This window comes from Malaciobacter sp., from assembly GCF_055140965.1.
Window position 1 is genome coordinate 99,759 of the sequence record NZ_JBSRRO010000003.1, and the last position, 15,554, is coordinate 115,312.

Here is a 15,554-nt window from a genome sequence, read left to right on the forward strand (position 1 = left end):
CGTTCGAGAAAACTCATAAAGAGTGCACTTAGTACTCTTCTTAACGCTCAAACATTCGGGGGTAACTGAAAATAAACATATAGCTTCTAGCTTCATTAAAGTTTACACTACCATTTGTGAGTTTATTAAATAGAAGTTACAAGTTTAAATAAATCAAAAAGTGAGAGAGCTAAAAGAGCTTTGAAGCCTTTGGTGTTTTTTTAAGAGAGCATGTGGGTAGTTGAATAATATTTAAATGATACAAAGAGTTTTAAAATGACTTTTAACTTTACCGAGACAGTTTAACTGTCCGGTTCTAAACTTTGTTATTTAAATTATTTATGCTACATCATTGTACAAATCAATTAATTTTGATTGCAATTCAGTAAATTCTATATTATTTGGGAATTCATAATTTAACCCAACTTTTAAAACATATAAAAAATCATCTTTTGAATAGATATTATTATGTATTTGGATTGAATTACTTTTTGCCAACAAACATATTAGCTGATAATCTTTATTAATAAGTCTAGTATTATTTGGATGAGCCTTAGTGCTATGTTGTGTAGCAGTTAAAAGAATTAAATTTTCAATGTACGATTCAATTTGTGGGAATTCTGATTTCATAAATATATGGTGTACTTGTGTTGCTTCACCAACTGCTAATATATCATCTATTTCACTTATTGGAGAATGTAGTTTTCTTACAATTGATATTGCTTTGTTAATAGAATATTTGATATATGCATTTTTTGATTTCTGAAATTCTAGTTTAGCCCTAGTTTCATATTCTTCTCTTGTTTCAGTTCTTTTTTTCTTAATATCTCGCCAATTTTCTCTGTTATACATTAATTCATTTAATAATATAATACCTCTTGAGAAAAAACCTTTTCTTGTGCCGTGAAGTTTTCTTTTAAATGAAAGGGGATTAATAATTTTTGTAAATATTCTGCTAATATCTTTTTTATCATTAGTGGGAGTGTTATTTTGAATAAATTCAATATATTTACTTTTTAAAGTATTAAATGTACTTTTAGTATTTTTTGTAAAAAAATCTTGAAATAAGTACCAAATATCACTTTCTTTCAGTATCTTTTCTAAGTAAATATTTAAAAACTCTAAAGAATGTTTTTCTTTTACAGATAAATATTCAAGTATCTCTTTATTCTTCAAACTAAAATATAATGTATTTCCTTTACCACTTTTTTTATTTTCAGATAAAATTTGTGCATATGATAGCATTTTTAAAGGTTGATGAAAAAACTTATTATACTCGCTAATTGCATTTTGATCCATTAAATCAGGTTTTCCAAAGATATCTTTCACATTTTCGTTCGAATATTCAAAGTACCAAATATCTTTAGATGTGAACTCAATAGCATCATTTTGCTTTGTATTTAGGTATTTTAAAACACAATCAGCAACAATACATAAAACATCTGGAGTGACTTTTTGATCCATAAATCTATTACTTTTTGTTTTCCTAATATCAAAATCAAATTTATTTAGATATTCAATAATAGTATTTTTCATCTATGCTTCCTTTAATAATCCAAAAAATTTTACAGAATTATTATCAATATTTAGTGACCTTGTCCCTCTATTTCTAGCTATCTTATAATATTCCGTAAACTCTTTACTGCTATAATATTCTAAATGTTTATGTGTCACATTTATATTGTTTTTAGGTTTTAAAAGTGCAACAGAACCATCTGTTATTGTATTTCTTGGTAAAAATGTTGCTCTTGGATAATAAGTTAAATTTGGTACTAGAACTATATCATTTTGATTTAAAAATTTTGAAACTACAAAACTATCAATATCATTTATAAAACAATCATAATTTTCTATGTTTTTGATATTATTATTATCAATATTTCTTGACTTTAAAACTCTAATTTTACCTTTGCTTAGAGTGTGTTTTTTTGTAATTTGTCTATCTCTAAAGCTTTCAAAAATATCTAATTTCATTTTAGCTACTATAGCATCAAAGAAACTATTTCTATATATTAACCAATAAGGAAAATCTTTAGAAAATATGTAATCTTTAAGTTGATACTCTATACTATTTGTAATATAACTTTCAATTTTAATTTTTTTTAATTTATCTTTTTTATAAGTATCAAATAAAAAACTAATAGTTTCAATTTTTACGCCTTTAAATGCTTTTTCACCATAATCAGTTAATGAGTGTAAATTTACATTTTCCAATAAATCTCTTGTTTGGTTAAATTCAGGAGCATTTATTAAGCTTTTTGGAACTATTAAAGCCACATATTTTGAAAGTTTAATTGTTTTTTCTATAAAAAATGAAAATAGATTATTAGTATTTGTATTTTTGACATTTAGTTTGTACTTGTTTAGTAAGTTTTTATTGTTTACTATTTTTCCATAAGGTGGATTTCCTATAATTAAATCGTAAGTTATATTGCTTTCCCACAGTAAAAAATCTGAATGAATAAAGTTTATAGTGAAATTTTTAGGTATTTTTGTTTTTGATAATAATACTTTTAATGTATCTAATGAATCTTTATCAATATCAATAACATCTAAAATAACATCTTGAATATCTTTATACTTTTTAAATAATAAGGGTAAAAAGTTTCCAATCCCTACTGATGGTTCCAATATTTTTAAACTCTTTTTAGTTTTAAAACTAGGTAATTTATTGATAACATTAAACACTATATCTTCTCTTGTAAAATATGCTTTAGTTTCAGTTCTTTTTATATTTGAAAGTTCTGCAATATTATAAAGAATATTTATATCATACTTATGTTCATTATTTAATATAAAAGATCTTAATGCATCCATATTTTCAAGGTTATATTTTTGTATTATTCTATTTATCTCATTTATAGATAACACTTTGTGTTTTAAAGCTTTTTTTATATTAGATGCAATTTGTTCAAAAATTTTAGTTGGAACAGCTTCACCTATGCAATGTCTTATATTTAACTCTTCTTGTTTTAGGTACTTTCTTTTTTCTTCTATAGATAGATTATTAAGTGTATCAAAATTTATACTTGACCACCTAAAATTATTTGGTATTGTCATCATATACATTAACTCTCTAATGCTAAATACTCTGTCATCAGATGGATGAATTGTACTTTGACTAGCTAAAATATCATTTCTTGTATGAATACACGGCGCAACTCTATCCCAATACCATCTTGAATATTTATCGCCATTTTTATTTTTGTTATATATTACTTCTCCATTAACAATTCTATGAGGTTTTTTTAATGGATCTTTATTGTCAAAGGCAGATTCTCCCTCTTTTATATCTCTTATCCAAGGTAACATTTTAGTATCAAAACTTCGATAAGAATGATAAATATCGTTATCATATATTTCCCCCATAATCTTTAATGATGGCAAATCGCCAATTAATGCTTTTAAAGTTTTTGCATTTTGTTCTTTTGGGAAAAGTTGATAAGGACTAATATTAATTAAGTCTTTTCTAACACCTATTACTAAAGTTCTTGTTCTACTTGATTGCGCACCATACTCTTTAAAATTAATTACTTTAGATAAAATATTATAATCACCTGATAAGTTTAACTCAATAGAGCTACCAATTGGTTTGTCAATATTATCTATATCCGTACAAATAGTGCTTAGAAATGATCTTACATTTTCAAAAATGAAAAATTTAGGCTTAATCTTATTAACAATTTTAATAGACTCAACAACAAGTGAATTTCTTTTTGTTTCATTGTTCTTTTTATGGTTTGCTACTGACATACCTTGGCAAGGAGGCGTAGCAACTAATACATCTAAGTCATTTATATTATTATTATCTAATTCTTTATAGATTTTATCTTGTATCTCTTTTGTTGCTAAGTCACCTTGTATATAACCACTATTAAATTCACATTTGTCATTGTATTGCTGTATTTTTATTCTTTTTTCTAAATATTCATTAGTTGCTATACATTTAAAGCCTTGTTGTTTAAATCCAAAACAACCAATTCCAGCACTACTAAAAAGTGAAATGTAAGTTAAATCTTTTATATTTATTCCTTGTGTATTATTAATATAATCAAATAGACTAGGTGTTTGCATAATACTTCCTCATTGCATTTTAAAAAAGAATAGCATTTTATTTCTAGTTTATTCAAAAATATGTCATTTTGTAATTATATCTATATAATTATAGCTTTGTATATTTATTTTATCTAAAATTTAATTTGAATTTTATTATCTCTATAAATTAAACTTGCATTTGCATAAATAAAAAGATAGCTTAATTGCTATCTTTTTATCTTTTTTAATTTGTCATCATATTTAGAGATTTAAATCTATTTTATTTGATGCAAATTGATGAATTAAGACTTGGATAAGGTTCTGGTAAGGTATACCATTTTCTAAAGCTTTCTTCTTAAGTTCATAAATATCATTTTCATTAACTCTTATAGATATAGCTTTTTTCTTTTGGTGTTTAACATAAGACTGTAGTTCTAATAATCTTTCATCAATATTTTTTTTACTTTTCCATTCACCATTTTCAACACTTTGCAAAATATCTTGTTCATATTCATCTAAATTAGTCATTTTGAGACTCCTTTATTATATTTCTTGTTCATTTGTCTTGAAGGAATAATTGTTTTTAAAAATATCGAAGTATCATCTTCAACATACGGGACTAAATATACATAATCTTTTATTTCAATTAAAATAATAAAGATATTTTGATTAGGATATTTTTCTTTATTTGGATGCTCAATATCATCCAGTAACTTACCACTTTCAAGTGCCAATATCACATCTTCAAAACTTATATCTCTTTGTTCTTTTAAAAATTCGTTTTTTTTAAAACTATATCGTATGCTTTTATTTTTAATCACTATTAAATACCTTTTTATATATACAATGTATTTTATTATAATCAAAGAAACATGTCAAGTTTATTTTTTCTATGTTTTGTTAAGTCTATTAACACTGCAATATTCAATTTTTAAGTAGGTTTTTTAGTTTATTTTCTAAAGTTTCTATATCATATGATGTTGCTAAAATCTTTTTATTTTTAATTGCTTTATCATATAAATCTATTAGCTCTATAATATCTTCTTCAAATAATATATTTTTTTGTTTAGCATTATCTATAGTTTGAACTATTTTGTTTATAAGCAACCAAGATTTAATATTAGATACCCGTTCTATTAAAAAAAATGATTGTGCATTTGGTACTCTTCTTAACGCTCAAAAAGTTTCGGGCGTAAGTGAAAATAAACATATAGCTTCTAGCTTCATCAAAGTTTGGGAAGAAAAAAAGTTTAAACTATCATTTGTGAATTTATTAAATAGAAGTCATAAGTTTAAATAAATCAAAAAGTGAGAGAGCTAAAAGAGCTTTGAAGCCTTTGGTGTTTTTTTAAGAGAGTATAGCTTATTCATGCAAAATGAAAGAGTGTGGGTAGTTGAATAATATTTAAATGATACAAAGAGTTTTAAAATGATATTTATGTTCAATTATAGGCAATCTTATTCACTGTTATTATTTGTTAAATGCTCCTAAATTATTTAAAATTTCAACCAAAACATGAACTCTAGTAGAGGGATTGTCTTCTTCTGGAGTATGAGAAATTCCATAAGTGTCTAAGAGTTTTTTTGCATTATTAATGGCTGATTTTTGTCTATTAAATAAAGTTTCAAAAATCATTTTTGTATAGTTTTCTTCTTTAATATTATCTTTATTTAATTTGAAAAATTTATATGGCTCAACTTTTTTTAACTCTTCGATAACTTTTTTGATAATTTCATCTCTTAAAATTGCAGTATCTCTATAATTAAAATGTAATAAATACCATAATTCAAAAGAATCATTGCTATATGCAACTTCGATATTTAAGTGTTTTTTTTTGCTTTTTGCATTTTTTAGCGCATTATTAAAATCTTCTTTTTTATGTCCACCACCATTTACCCTTTCCTTATCTCTATCTATTACAATCCATTTGTGCTCAAAATCAGTATATTTCTTATTATTTTCGTCTGAATAATTTTTTAAGTCTTCTAATACTCCCGTAGGATTTGTATGTTTATGTTTTGCAATAACAAAAGAGTCTTGTGTGATTTTTTTTTCTTCAATAAGTTTATCTATGATTTTTTGAAAGTACATTGGTGATGATACACTATCTTCACAGGCTATAATAACATCTGGTACAGTAATTTTATTATTAGTTTTTCTTTGGAAATCTTTTTTTTCTAATTCTTTCTTTTTGTTATGCAGTTTGTCTCCACCTCTTCTTCTACCCATGATAATTCCTAAAACTCAAATTTTCCAAGATATGGAATAGCTCCATATTTACCATGAATGTATTGTTTTTCAAAGTCTTCATTTTTTCTTACATTTTTAAATTGTGCCAATGAATATAAATCAGTTGAACCGAATTTATCTTTTTCACTTAGCCAAATTTGATCTCTTCTAAAAATAGTTTTTTTCAAAAGATTTGTATCATGTGTTGCAAAAATCAATTGAGCATTATTTTTATTTATATTTTCATCATGAAAAAGTTTAATTAAATGTTGTGTTAATATAGGATGTAAACTTGCATCTAATTCATCAATAATTAAAATTTTTCCATTTTCTAAGGTATCTAAAATAGGTGCAGACATGGCAAAAAACTTTCTAGTGCCTTTTGACTCTTCTTTTTCTAATTCAAAGATAACATTGTCTATTACCTTGCCATTATTGTCAAATTTTTGATGTAGTGTATTTAAAGTAATCGATTTAAATCCTCCTTCTTTAACCATTTCATCTTTTATAAACTCAGGCAATTGTAATTTTTCAATAACTTCTAATGGTACATCTTCTTCCTCAACTTGAATATCATCAATCCCAATATCAGCTGTTTTTACAAGATTTATAATTTTTTCTTTAAAGTCTTCATTTTCCATTTTTTTCATTGTAAAATTAATATATCCATTATGATTCATGCCATCAATCATATTAAATCTATTAAACCAATTTAGTATAGCTTTTGAAATCTCTCCATTTTCCTGATCACATTTCCAAATAAAAAGTTGATTAGTAGATACATTGATTTTTTCATCTTTTTTATTAAAAAAACTATAACCCTCTACAAATTTGTTTGGATTAACATATTCTTTTTCTTCTAAATCTCGATAAAATAATTTAGCTTCTTTTCCTTTTTCATCAGCGTATAACCATTCGGAATAGACTAATTTATTATCAATTTCAAAACCATATCGATATTTAATATCCTTAATAAAAAATACAGTTTCAAAGCTACTTGATGAATCTTCAGTTTCGGTAGATAATCGAAAAGGTTCATGTGGAAGTTTATCCGTTGATTGAATGATTTTATATTTATTTAATACAAATCTACTCATAAATGCCATTGCTCTTAAAAAATTACTTTTACCACTTGCATTTGCACCATAGAGAATGGCACTTTTCAATAAATTGTATTTTCTTTTTTCAAAGCTATTACCTTCATCTTTTGAAGAAGTAAGCATACTAAATTTAACAGTATCTTTAATTGACTTAAAATTATTTACTGTGAATTCTACTAACATAATATATCCAAATTATTAAATTTTAGTAATTTTATCATAATAAACTTCATTTTTGCATAAAATATACAAAAATGCAAGTAAAAATAACAACCTAACTATTTATCAAACACATATTTTATATAAAAGACCCTTAACTCATATAAAAGATTTTTTTAATTATACGATATTTTATTTTGACTTGCTAGTAAGGCTGCGCTAAGTTGGTATAAAATTCTTGCGCCGACGTTTTCATCCCAGTCATTTTTGCTAACTCCTACTTCACATAAATCAAATCCTATTATATTTCTACCGCTTTTTACTACCATAAAAATAAGATGTTCTAATTGGCTATATCTAAGTCCTCCTGGAACTGGTGTTCCTGTATTTGGGCAGTTAAGTGGTTCTAATCCATCAATATCAATAGATAAATATACATTTTGTGGAAGTTGCTCAATAAAAGGAAAATATACCTCTTCTAGTGACTTTCCACATGCAAGTTTTTCTTGCATATGTGTATCATATAAACAATCAGCTTTTTTCCCATACTCTTTCATTCTTAAAGCCTCTTCGCTACTATAATCTCTAATTCCTATTTGAATAAGATTTGAGATTTTGTCACATTCATTCATAACATTATAAAAAATAGAGGCGTGAGAATAGGTAAAGCCCTCATATGCTTTTCTTAAATCATGGTGTGCATCAACATGCAATATTCCAAAGGCTTCATCTTGAGTGTCATTTAAAGCTTTGATAAGTCCAAGTGGACAAGAGTGATCACCACCTACAACTGCTACAAATTTCCCTTTTTTGATTTGTTTGATTGATTTTTTATAAACAGAGTCATTTAAGGTTTTAGAAGCTTCATTTACAAAGTTTAATGCTTTTTTCTTTGTAGTTCCTTTTTCAAGTGCTTGAATTACTTTCAAAGCTTTTTTTCTAGCTTTATTACTTAGTTTTAATAAATTTTTATCAGTTTCAAGCATAGCAATTCCAGCAGTATAAGGCTTAATATAGTGATATGTTTCCACATCAAGTTGATGACTTGAAATTTTTATAGCATCAGGTGCTTTTGCTGTTCCTTGTCCAAATGAAACTGTTGCTTCCCAAGGAACAGGAAGTAAAATCAAACTAGCTTCTTTGGGATCTAATCTTCCACCAATAAATCCATCATCTTCCATTGGAGGTAAGCCCAATTCCAATACTTTTATCTCTTCTTCTAAAGTTCTATAAGACATCAATTTCTCCTATTAAATTATCTATTCTATTAAATTTTACTTTCAGCCCAATCAGAAAAACTTGGATGACTTAATTTGGCAATTTTAGTTAACTCTTCTGGATTTATATGTTTAATACCAAAGTGCTCATTTACTAGTTTTTTTAAAAGAGTCCAATTTAAATCTTTTTTCTCTTTTGAATTAGGCTCTATCCATGAGCCACTAAAAAATAAAAAGCCTGAAGCCATTTGTTTAACAAACTCTGTAATAGATGAAGAAACAAGATATGCATCACCCTCAGAATCCATAAAAACAACGGGTGGTTCTGTTTTTAGTTTTGGATAAAACCATAAAAGAAACATTGAGCCACTTGCATCTTTACCAAACTGAATAAAACTATCACCAGAAGATGACCAAGTTTCATTGCCAAACCAATATTTAAGTGTTTCTTCCAATTGTGTTTTACTAGCTTGATAAAACTCAAAATCTATAGGCCAAGATATAATCTCTTTTTCACACAACTCTTTTAAATACTCTAATGATTCTAAAGAGTTTTTGTTTAATCTGTTCATTTAAAATATATTCCTAAATATTCTTTTTTAAACTAAATATATAATCTACTTAGTGAATTATTCAGTATCACCAAAGTTAGCAAAAGCATTCTCTATATTTGGAATACTTTTATATCTAGTATTTGTAAGTCTTACTTTTTTAGTGTTTAAATCACATATTGCAATTCTAAAATTTGATCCTATAAAAGGTTCTACAACACAAACAATTTTATCTTCAACTTGTCTTGTTGTATAAATAGTACCTTGAAGAGAATTGAAAAAATATTTCGGATAACTTAAGGGTGTAATCTCAACTATATCAATAGTTTCATCATTCTGTAAAGTTTGCAATATATCCATTGCATCTTCATAACTATCAAATTGAATACACCAGTCATCAAAGATTTTATTAAAATGTTCTAAATCTTCATCTAGAAATCCACCTGCTAATGATTGTAAAGTAAAAATTGCCACTAAAACACCTTGAAATAAATATAAATTAATATTTGATTTTAACATATAATTGAAAGATATCTCTTGAAAGTCTTAATTTTTAAATTTATTTTTGACTTAATAAAAATTTCTAAATCCTATTTTTGCTATGTATTTCAAATACTTATGCTAAAAATCTTAATAGATAAAAAATTAATGGACAATAAATAATGAAAGAAAATTTAAAAAAAGATATAAAAACATTTGAACAATTTGTAAAATTAGCTGATTACTCTTTTGTAAATAGACTTAATTGTGATCTTGATGCTAAATTTAATGGTGATAACAAATCACCAAGAGAGGTTTTTAGTGGTCATTATGTAAGTGTAGAACCAACTGCTATTAAAGAGCCCATATATATATGTCATAGTGAAAACTTTTTTAATGATTTGGGTTTTAATAAGAGTTTAATAAAATCAGATGACTTTATTAAAATGTTTTCAGGTGATATGTCAAATATATCTTATCCTATGGAAAATATATCTTGGGCAACTGGGTATGCCTTATCTATTTATGGTACTGAGTATTATGCACAATGTCCTTTCCAAACAGGAAATGGGTATGGTGATGGTAGAGCAATCTCTGTTTTTGAAGCAGTTATAAATGATAAACGATGGGAGTTTCAACTAAAAGGAGCTGGGAAAACACCATATTGTAGAGGTGCAGACGGTCGTGCTGTATTAAGATCAAGTATAAGGGAGTTTTTAGCGCAAGAGCACATGCATGCTCTAAAAGTTCCAACATCAAGATCTTTGAGTCTATTTACATCAAAAAAAGAGCAAGTAAAAAGACCATGGTTTAGAAATAACTCTTATTCAAGAGATCCTGAAGTGATGATTGAAGAAGATGTGGCAATTACTACAAGAGTTGCTCCTTCATTTATTCGTGTTGGTCAACTTGAACTTTTTGCTAGACGAGCTAGGAAAAATGAACATAAAAAAGCATATGAAGAGTTAGAACAGATTGTTTTACATTTAATTCATAGAGAATACAATGATGAAATAAATAGTGATTTAAACTTAGAAGAAAAGGTAATACTATTAGCAAAACAGTTTCAAAATAGACTTACATCTTTAGTTGCAAATTGGATAAGAGTTGGATATTGTCAAGGCAATTTCAATAGTGATAATTGTGCAGCAGGAGGTTTTACACTTGATTATGGTCCTTTTGGTTTTATAGATATGTTTGACCCTAAATACCAACCTTGGACTGGTGGGGGAGTGCACTTTTCATTTTTCAATCAACCCAATGCAGCAAAAAAGAATTTTAAGTCATTTTGCAGTTCTTTAAAACCATTGCTTAGTTCAAATTTAAATAGTTTAAAAGAACTTGAAGAGATTGAAAATAACTTTTCAAAGATTATGCACTTAAAAATAGAAGATATGTGGGCTAGTAAATTAGGAATTGATAAATTTGACTTTGAATTGTTTGATGAGCTTATAAATCTAATGATTGAAACTAAAGTTGATTATACTATATTTTTTAGAGAGTTATCAAATATACCTAATAGTATCAATGAACTTGAAAAAAGTTTTTATGATAACTTTGAAAATAAAGATATCAAATTAAGATGGAATAGTTGGTTAGAAAAATGGAGAACAAAAATAGATATAAACTCAAATGAGTCTATAAAAAAACTTTCAAATCAAATGAAATCAGTTAATCCAAAGTATACTTTAAAAGAGTGGTATTTAGTTTTAGCATACGAACAAGCCCAAGAGGGAAACTATGAGTTAGTAAAACAGTTACAAGAAGTAATGACAAATCCATATATTGAAAATAGTAAAGAGTTTGAAGATAAATACTATAATAAAAAGCCTTCAAATCTTTTTGGTATGGCTGGTATTTCCCATGTTAGTTGCTCTTCATAGGTTAAATTATTTTATTTTTGAGCTAAAAAGTGCTAAAATGAGAAATGCATTGCTTATTAAATATATATTTGTTATGAAAATAAATAGCAAGCATAGATAAATAAAAAAGGATTTTTTAGCTTATGACACCAGCAATAAATATTTTGAAAAAAAATAAATGTGATTTTAAAATACATAAATATGAGCATGATACAAATAATACAGATTTTGGAAATGAAGCAGTAGAGAAATTAGGTTTAGATGCAAATAGAGTTTATAAAACGCTACTTGTTGAAATAGCACCTAAAAAACTTGCAGTAGCTGTTGTGCCTGTTTCAAATCAACTTAGTTTAAAAAAAATAGCCAATGCTTTAGGTGAAAAAAAAGTAGTTATGGCAGATAAAAATGAGGCTTCAAAAGTAACTGGATATTTAGTAGGCGGAATCTCTCCTTTAGGACAAAAAAGATTGCTTCCTACTGTTATAGATAGTGATGCTTTAGGTTTTGGTACTATTTTTGTAAGTGGTGGGAAAAGAGGTCTTGATATTGAACTAAGTGCAGTTAAATTGCAAAAGATATTAAATGCAAAAATAGAAGATATTAAAGCATAAATCAATCTTAATCAAAAAAAGTAATTTCTTAAATAATTTTGTATTTTATTCAAAAGTAACTATAGTTTAAGTTACATATAAAGTTTGTTAATAGATAATCTTTATAACTTACTAACAAAGGAAAGACTATGGCTACTTCAGATATTGAAGCTGTTTGCTCTCAGTTATTAACAAAAGAGGACTTAAAAGTATCAGATAAATTTTTTCAAGAAGTTTTAGATGAGTGTATTGTAACTCATATTCATGAAGATAATAACTCAAATCATATAAAAATTTATTCTGTCAATCAACTTTATTTATCTACTATTACACCTATTTTACATGATATTGGATTTGAAATAGTAGATGAAGTAACTTATAATATTTCAAATAAATCAAAAATTATTTATGTTAGTAGATTTAATTTACATATAAAAGATGTAAATATAGTAAAAAAAGCAAAAGAGAACTTAGAAAATGTTATTACACAAACATTAAAAGATGATAAAATTCATCATTCAAAGCTATTCTCTTTAGTATTATTGGAAAATCTTACAGTAAAAGAAGTTTATCTTCTAAAGGCTTTTATTGAGTATTTAGACCAAGCTGTTTTAACAATAAATGCAGATACAATATTAACTACTCTTACAACGCATCATAAAATTTCAAATCTCTTCTTAAATTACTTTTACAAAAAATTTGATCCAAAACAAAAAGCTAAAAGAAAGCAAGATTTAGAAAGCTTAGAACTTCAAGTAGAAGAAGAGATAAAAATAATTCCTCAAATCATAGATGATAAAATTTTAAAATTGACTTTTTCTTTTTTAAAGTCACTTTTAAGAACTAACTATTTTTTAGGTAAAGAAACAACTGCTTTTAAGATTGATACAAAAAGTTTTTCAAAAAACTTAAGAGGTTTACAACCAAATATTGAAAACTTTATTTATCACCCTGATTTTTATGGAATTCATTTAAGAATGAGTAAAATTTCAAGAGGTGGACTTAGATGGAGTGATAGACATGAAGATTATAGACAAGAGATAAAATCTCTTATGATTACACAAGAGGGTAAAAACTCTATTATTATTCCAGATGGTTCAAAAGGTGGTTTTGTAATAAATAAAGATATATCAGAAATCACAAAAGAGTATTTTGAACAAATCTACTCTTTATTTATTAATTCAAATTTAGATTTAGTTGATAATATGATAAATGGCAAAATTGTAAGAGATGAAAGAGTAGTAGCTTACGATGGTGATGATGCATATTTTGTAGTTGCTGCTGATAAAGGAACTGCTTCTATGAGTGATGTTGCAAATAATATAGCAATTAGTAGAGGCTATTGGTTAGGAGATGCTTTTGCAAGTGGTGGCTCAAATGGTTATGGACATAAAGATTTAGGTATTACTGCTCGTGGTTCTTTAATGTCAACAAAAAGATTTTTTATAGAAGAGGGTATTGATATTTACAAAGACCCAATTACTGTAATGGGACTTGGTTCTATGAGTGGTGATGTTTTTGGAAATGGAATGATAGAATCAGACAAGTTCAAGCTACTTGCAGCAATTGGTCATAAAGAGATATTTATTGATCCAAATCCTGATTTAAAAGTAAGTTTTGAAGAGAGAAAAAGACTTTTTAATTCAAAGCAAGGAAGTTGGGGCTTTTATGATAAAGAGAAAATTTCAAAAGGTGGTGGAGTATTTTTAAGAAGTGAGAAGGAGATAGTTTTAACACCTGAAATAAAAAAACTTATTGGTACAAGTAAAAAAACCCTTAGTGGAGAAGAACTTTGTGTAAAACTTCTTACTATGAATGTTGATTTATTATTTAATGGTGGAGTTGGAACTTATGTAAAAGCAAGTGATGAAAATAGTCTTGATATAGGTGATAAGCAAAATGAAGCAGTAAGAGTAGATGCAACAGATATAAAAGCAAGAATTGTAAGTGAGGGTGGAAATTTAGGATTTACTCAAAAAGCTAGAATTGAATATGCTTTAAATGGTGGAAAAATAAATATAGATGGTATTGATAATGCAGGTGGAGTAAATACATCTGACCATGAAGTAAATCTAAAAATTTTATTAAATATTATAAAAGAGCAGGGCTTACTTTGTGAACAAGAAACAAAAGCAACACTACATAGTTTGACAGACCAAGTTGTAAATTTGGTATTGCAAAATAATTATAATCAATCTTTAGTAATATCTATGGATGAAAGATTGTCAAGAAAATATAAAAATAATTTTATAAAGACAATAGAGATTTTAGAAAAATATGTAACAGCATTTAATAGACATGACTTTTATATCCCTAAAAATGAAAATATAGAAGATGTAGTTGATATAAATGACTCAATCGTAAGACCTGTACTAAGTTCACTTTTATCATACTCAAAAATCTTTATTAAACAAACTCTTTTAGAATCAACTTTAGTAGATGAACAGTTTGCAGTACAGTATCTTTATAGATATTTCCCTAAATCATTTGTAAGTGCATATGAACATGAAATAACAAATCATCCTTTAAAAAGAGAGATAATTGCTACAAAAATTGCAGATATAATTATAAACTCACAAGGGTCTACTTTCATAGGAGATTATGAGAAATTAGGTAAGGATAAATTTTTACAAAAAATAAAAGCATATTTAATTGTAAAACAGTTATTTGGTTCAAATGAAATAAGAGAAAAAATTTATTCTCAAGATTATATTATGAATATTGACAAACAATATAAACTAATTGCTAAATTAGAGTATATTTTATTTACAAGTACTAAATGGATGGTTAAATATATGAATAAAACACAAGTTGATTCAGCTCATATACTTGATCATAAAAATGAACTATTCTCACAACTTGCTGAAATTCATACTCAAAAAATAGAAGAGTTGATTCCTAATGATGAAGAGTTTAATCTTTTCTTTAGTGTTATTGATTACTTAAGATTTGCCGTTGCAGGAATAGTTATAAAAGAGAATACTAATCATACATTTAAAGATGTAATAGTACTATTTTATCAACTAATTCATGAGTTTAATATCTTGGAGATAATTGTTTCTTTAAGTAAATTAAAACTTCATTCAAAAAATGATGTTATACTTAGAAATCAGGTTTTACAGTTTATTGACTATATTGTTGTTCACTATACAAAAAAGATATTAAATTTCAAAAGAGTAAATGAAGCTCCAGAAACTGCTTTTTCAAACTTTGTTGCAAATGAAAAAGAGACTTTTTATAAGTTAAGAGATCATCTTGATGTGTTTATGACAAAAGAAGAAAAAGATATTAAAGATATTGTAACAACAGTAAATCAACTAATGGTTTCTACTATATAATATACACTTTTTG

Annotated in this window: 13 protein-coding genes; 3 read left to right on the top strand and 10 right to left on the bottom strand. The window is 26.1% G+C overall.

Annotated features, from left to right (window positions below; all coding sequences use genetic code 11):
- Nucleotides 1–318: 318 nt before the first annotated feature.
- The 10 genes from ACTCCZ_RS02050 to ACTCCZ_RS02095 form a co-directional block, all read right to left on the bottom strand.
- Nucleotides 319–1,515 (bottom strand): hypothetical protein, encoded by a 1,197-nt coding sequence (locus tag ACTCCZ_RS02050; protein ID WP_079577009.1) that lies wholly within the window; start codon nucleotides 1,513–1,515, stop codon nucleotides 319–321.
- The gene (locus ACTCCZ_RS02055) at nucleotides 1,516–4,053 is read right to left on the bottom strand and encodes a DNA cytosine methyltransferase (protein WP_079577008.1); all 2,538 of its coding nucleotides are present in this window, start codon (nucleotides 4,051–4,053) and stop codon (nucleotides 1,516–1,518) included.
- A gap of 222 nt (nucleotides 4,054–4,275) precedes the next feature.
- The gene (locus ACTCCZ_RS02060; RefSeq protein ID WP_079577007.1) at nucleotides 4,276–4,542 is read right to left on the bottom strand and encodes a hypothetical protein; all 267 of its coding nucleotides are present in this window, start codon (nucleotides 4,540–4,542) and stop codon (nucleotides 4,276–4,278) included.
- On the bottom strand, nucleotides 4,539–4,835 hold the full coding sequence (locus ACTCCZ_RS02065; protein WP_228145267.1) for a DUF4258 domain-containing protein: 297 nt from the start codon (nucleotides 4,833–4,835) through the stop codon (nucleotides 4,539–4,541). The genes ACTCCZ_RS02060 and ACTCCZ_RS02065 overlap by 4 nt, the downstream gene beginning before the upstream one ends.
- Before the next feature lie 103 nt (nucleotides 4,836–4,938).
- The gene (locus ACTCCZ_RS02070) at nucleotides 4,939–5,121 is read right to left on the bottom strand and encodes a hypothetical protein (protein WP_079577006.1); all 183 of its coding nucleotides are present in this window, start codon (nucleotides 5,119–5,121) and stop codon (nucleotides 4,939–4,941) included.
- 364 nt (nucleotides 5,122–5,485) lie between these two features.
- The gene (locus tag ACTCCZ_RS02075; protein ID WP_079577004.1) at nucleotides 5,486–6,244 is read right to left on the bottom strand and encodes an RloB family protein; all 759 of its coding nucleotides are present in this window, start codon (nucleotides 6,242–6,244) and stop codon (nucleotides 5,486–5,488) included.
- Nucleotides 6,245–6,252: 8 nt separating this feature from the next.
- Nucleotides 6,253–7,527: an AAA family ATPase gene (locus ACTCCZ_RS02080; RefSeq protein ID WP_079577003.1), complete on the bottom strand. Its 1,275-nt coding sequence runs from the start codon at nucleotides 7,525–7,527 to the stop codon at nucleotides 6,253–6,255.
- 152 nt (nucleotides 7,528–7,679) lie between these two features.
- Nucleotides 7,680–8,741, bottom strand: a complete 1,062-nt coding sequence (locus ACTCCZ_RS02085; RefSeq protein WP_079577002.1) for an agmatinase family protein — start codon at nucleotides 8,739–8,741, stop codon at nucleotides 7,680–7,682.
- 29 nt (nucleotides 8,742–8,770) lie between these two features.
- Nucleotides 8,771–9,292, bottom strand: a complete 522-nt coding sequence (locus ACTCCZ_RS02090; RefSeq protein WP_079577001.1) for a hypothetical protein — start codon at nucleotides 9,290–9,292, stop codon at nucleotides 8,771–8,773.
- A 57-nt stretch (nucleotides 9,293–9,349) separates the two neighbouring features.
- A complete protein-coding gene (locus ACTCCZ_RS02095) occupies nucleotides 9,350–9,745 on the bottom strand; it encodes a hypothetical protein (protein ID WP_079577000.1) in 396 nt (131 codons plus the stop codon).
- Nucleotides 9,746–9,933: 188 nt separating this feature from the next.
- Here ACTCCZ_RS02095 and ACTCCZ_RS02100 point away from each other — a divergent pair, with 188 nt between their 5' ends.
- The 3 genes from ACTCCZ_RS02100 to ACTCCZ_RS02110 all read left to right on the top strand — a co-directional run bounded on the left by ACTCCZ_RS02100 (nucleotide 9,934) and on the right by ACTCCZ_RS02110 (nucleotide 15,541).
- Complete coding sequence (locus tag ACTCCZ_RS02100) at nucleotides 9,934–11,634, top strand: protein adenylyltransferase SelO family protein (RefSeq protein ID WP_228145266.1); 1,701 nt, start codon at nucleotides 9,934–9,936, stop codon at nucleotides 11,632–11,634.
- Between the two features lie 122 nt (nucleotides 11,635–11,756).
- Nucleotides 11,757–12,224, top strand: coding sequence for a Cys-tRNA(Pro) deacylase (gene ybaK / locus ACTCCZ_RS02105; protein ID WP_079576998.1), 468 nt, complete (start codon nucleotides 11,757–11,759; stop codon nucleotides 12,222–12,224).
- A 128-nt stretch (nucleotides 12,225–12,352) separates the two neighbouring features.
- Nucleotides 12,353–15,541, top strand: a complete 3,189-nt coding sequence (locus ACTCCZ_RS02110) for an NAD-glutamate dehydrogenase domain-containing protein (RefSeq protein ID WP_079576997.1) — start codon at nucleotides 12,353–12,355, stop codon at nucleotides 15,539–15,541.
- Nucleotides 15,542–15,554: the final 13 nt, after the last annotated feature.

Bases quoted from the DNA above. Each gene is read 5' to 3' on its own strand.
- ACTCCZ_RS02050 (WP_079577009.1), bottom strand. From the start codon at position 1,515: ATGAAAAATACTATTATTGAATATCTAAATAAATTTGATTTTGATATT.
- ACTCCZ_RS02055 (WP_079577008.1), bottom strand. From the start codon at position 4,053: ATGCAAACACCTAGTCTATTTGATTATATTAATAATACACAAGGAATA.
- ACTCCZ_RS02060 (WP_079577007.1), bottom strand. From the start codon at position 4,542: ATGACTAATTTAGATGAATATGAACAAGATATTTTGCAAAGTGTTGAA.
- ACTCCZ_RS02075 (WP_079577004.1), bottom strand. From the start codon at position 6,244: ATGGGTAGAAGAAGAGGTGGAGACAAACTGCATAACAAAAAGAAAGAA.
- ACTCCZ_RS02080 (WP_079577003.1), bottom strand. From the start codon at position 7,527: ATGTTAGTAGAATTCACAGTAAATAATTTTAAGTCAATTAAAGATACT.
- ACTCCZ_RS02085 (WP_079577002.1), bottom strand. From the start codon at position 8,741: ATGTCTTATAGAACTTTAGAAGAAGAGATAAAAGTATTGGAATTGGGC.
- ACTCCZ_RS02090 (WP_079577001.1), bottom strand. From the start codon at position 9,292: ATGAACAGATTAAACAAAAACTCTTTAGAATCATTAGAGTATTTAAAA.
- ACTCCZ_RS02100 (WP_228145266.1), top strand. From the start codon at position 9,934: ATGAAAGAAAATTTAAAAAAAGATATAAAAACATTTGAACAATTTGTA.
- ybaK (WP_079576998.1), top strand. From the start codon at position 11,757: ATGACACCAGCAATAAATATTTTGAAAAAAAATAAATGTGATTTTAAA.
- ACTCCZ_RS02110 (WP_079576997.1), top strand. From the start codon at position 12,353: ATGGCTACTTCAGATATTGAAGCTGTTTGCTCTCAGTTATTAACAAAA.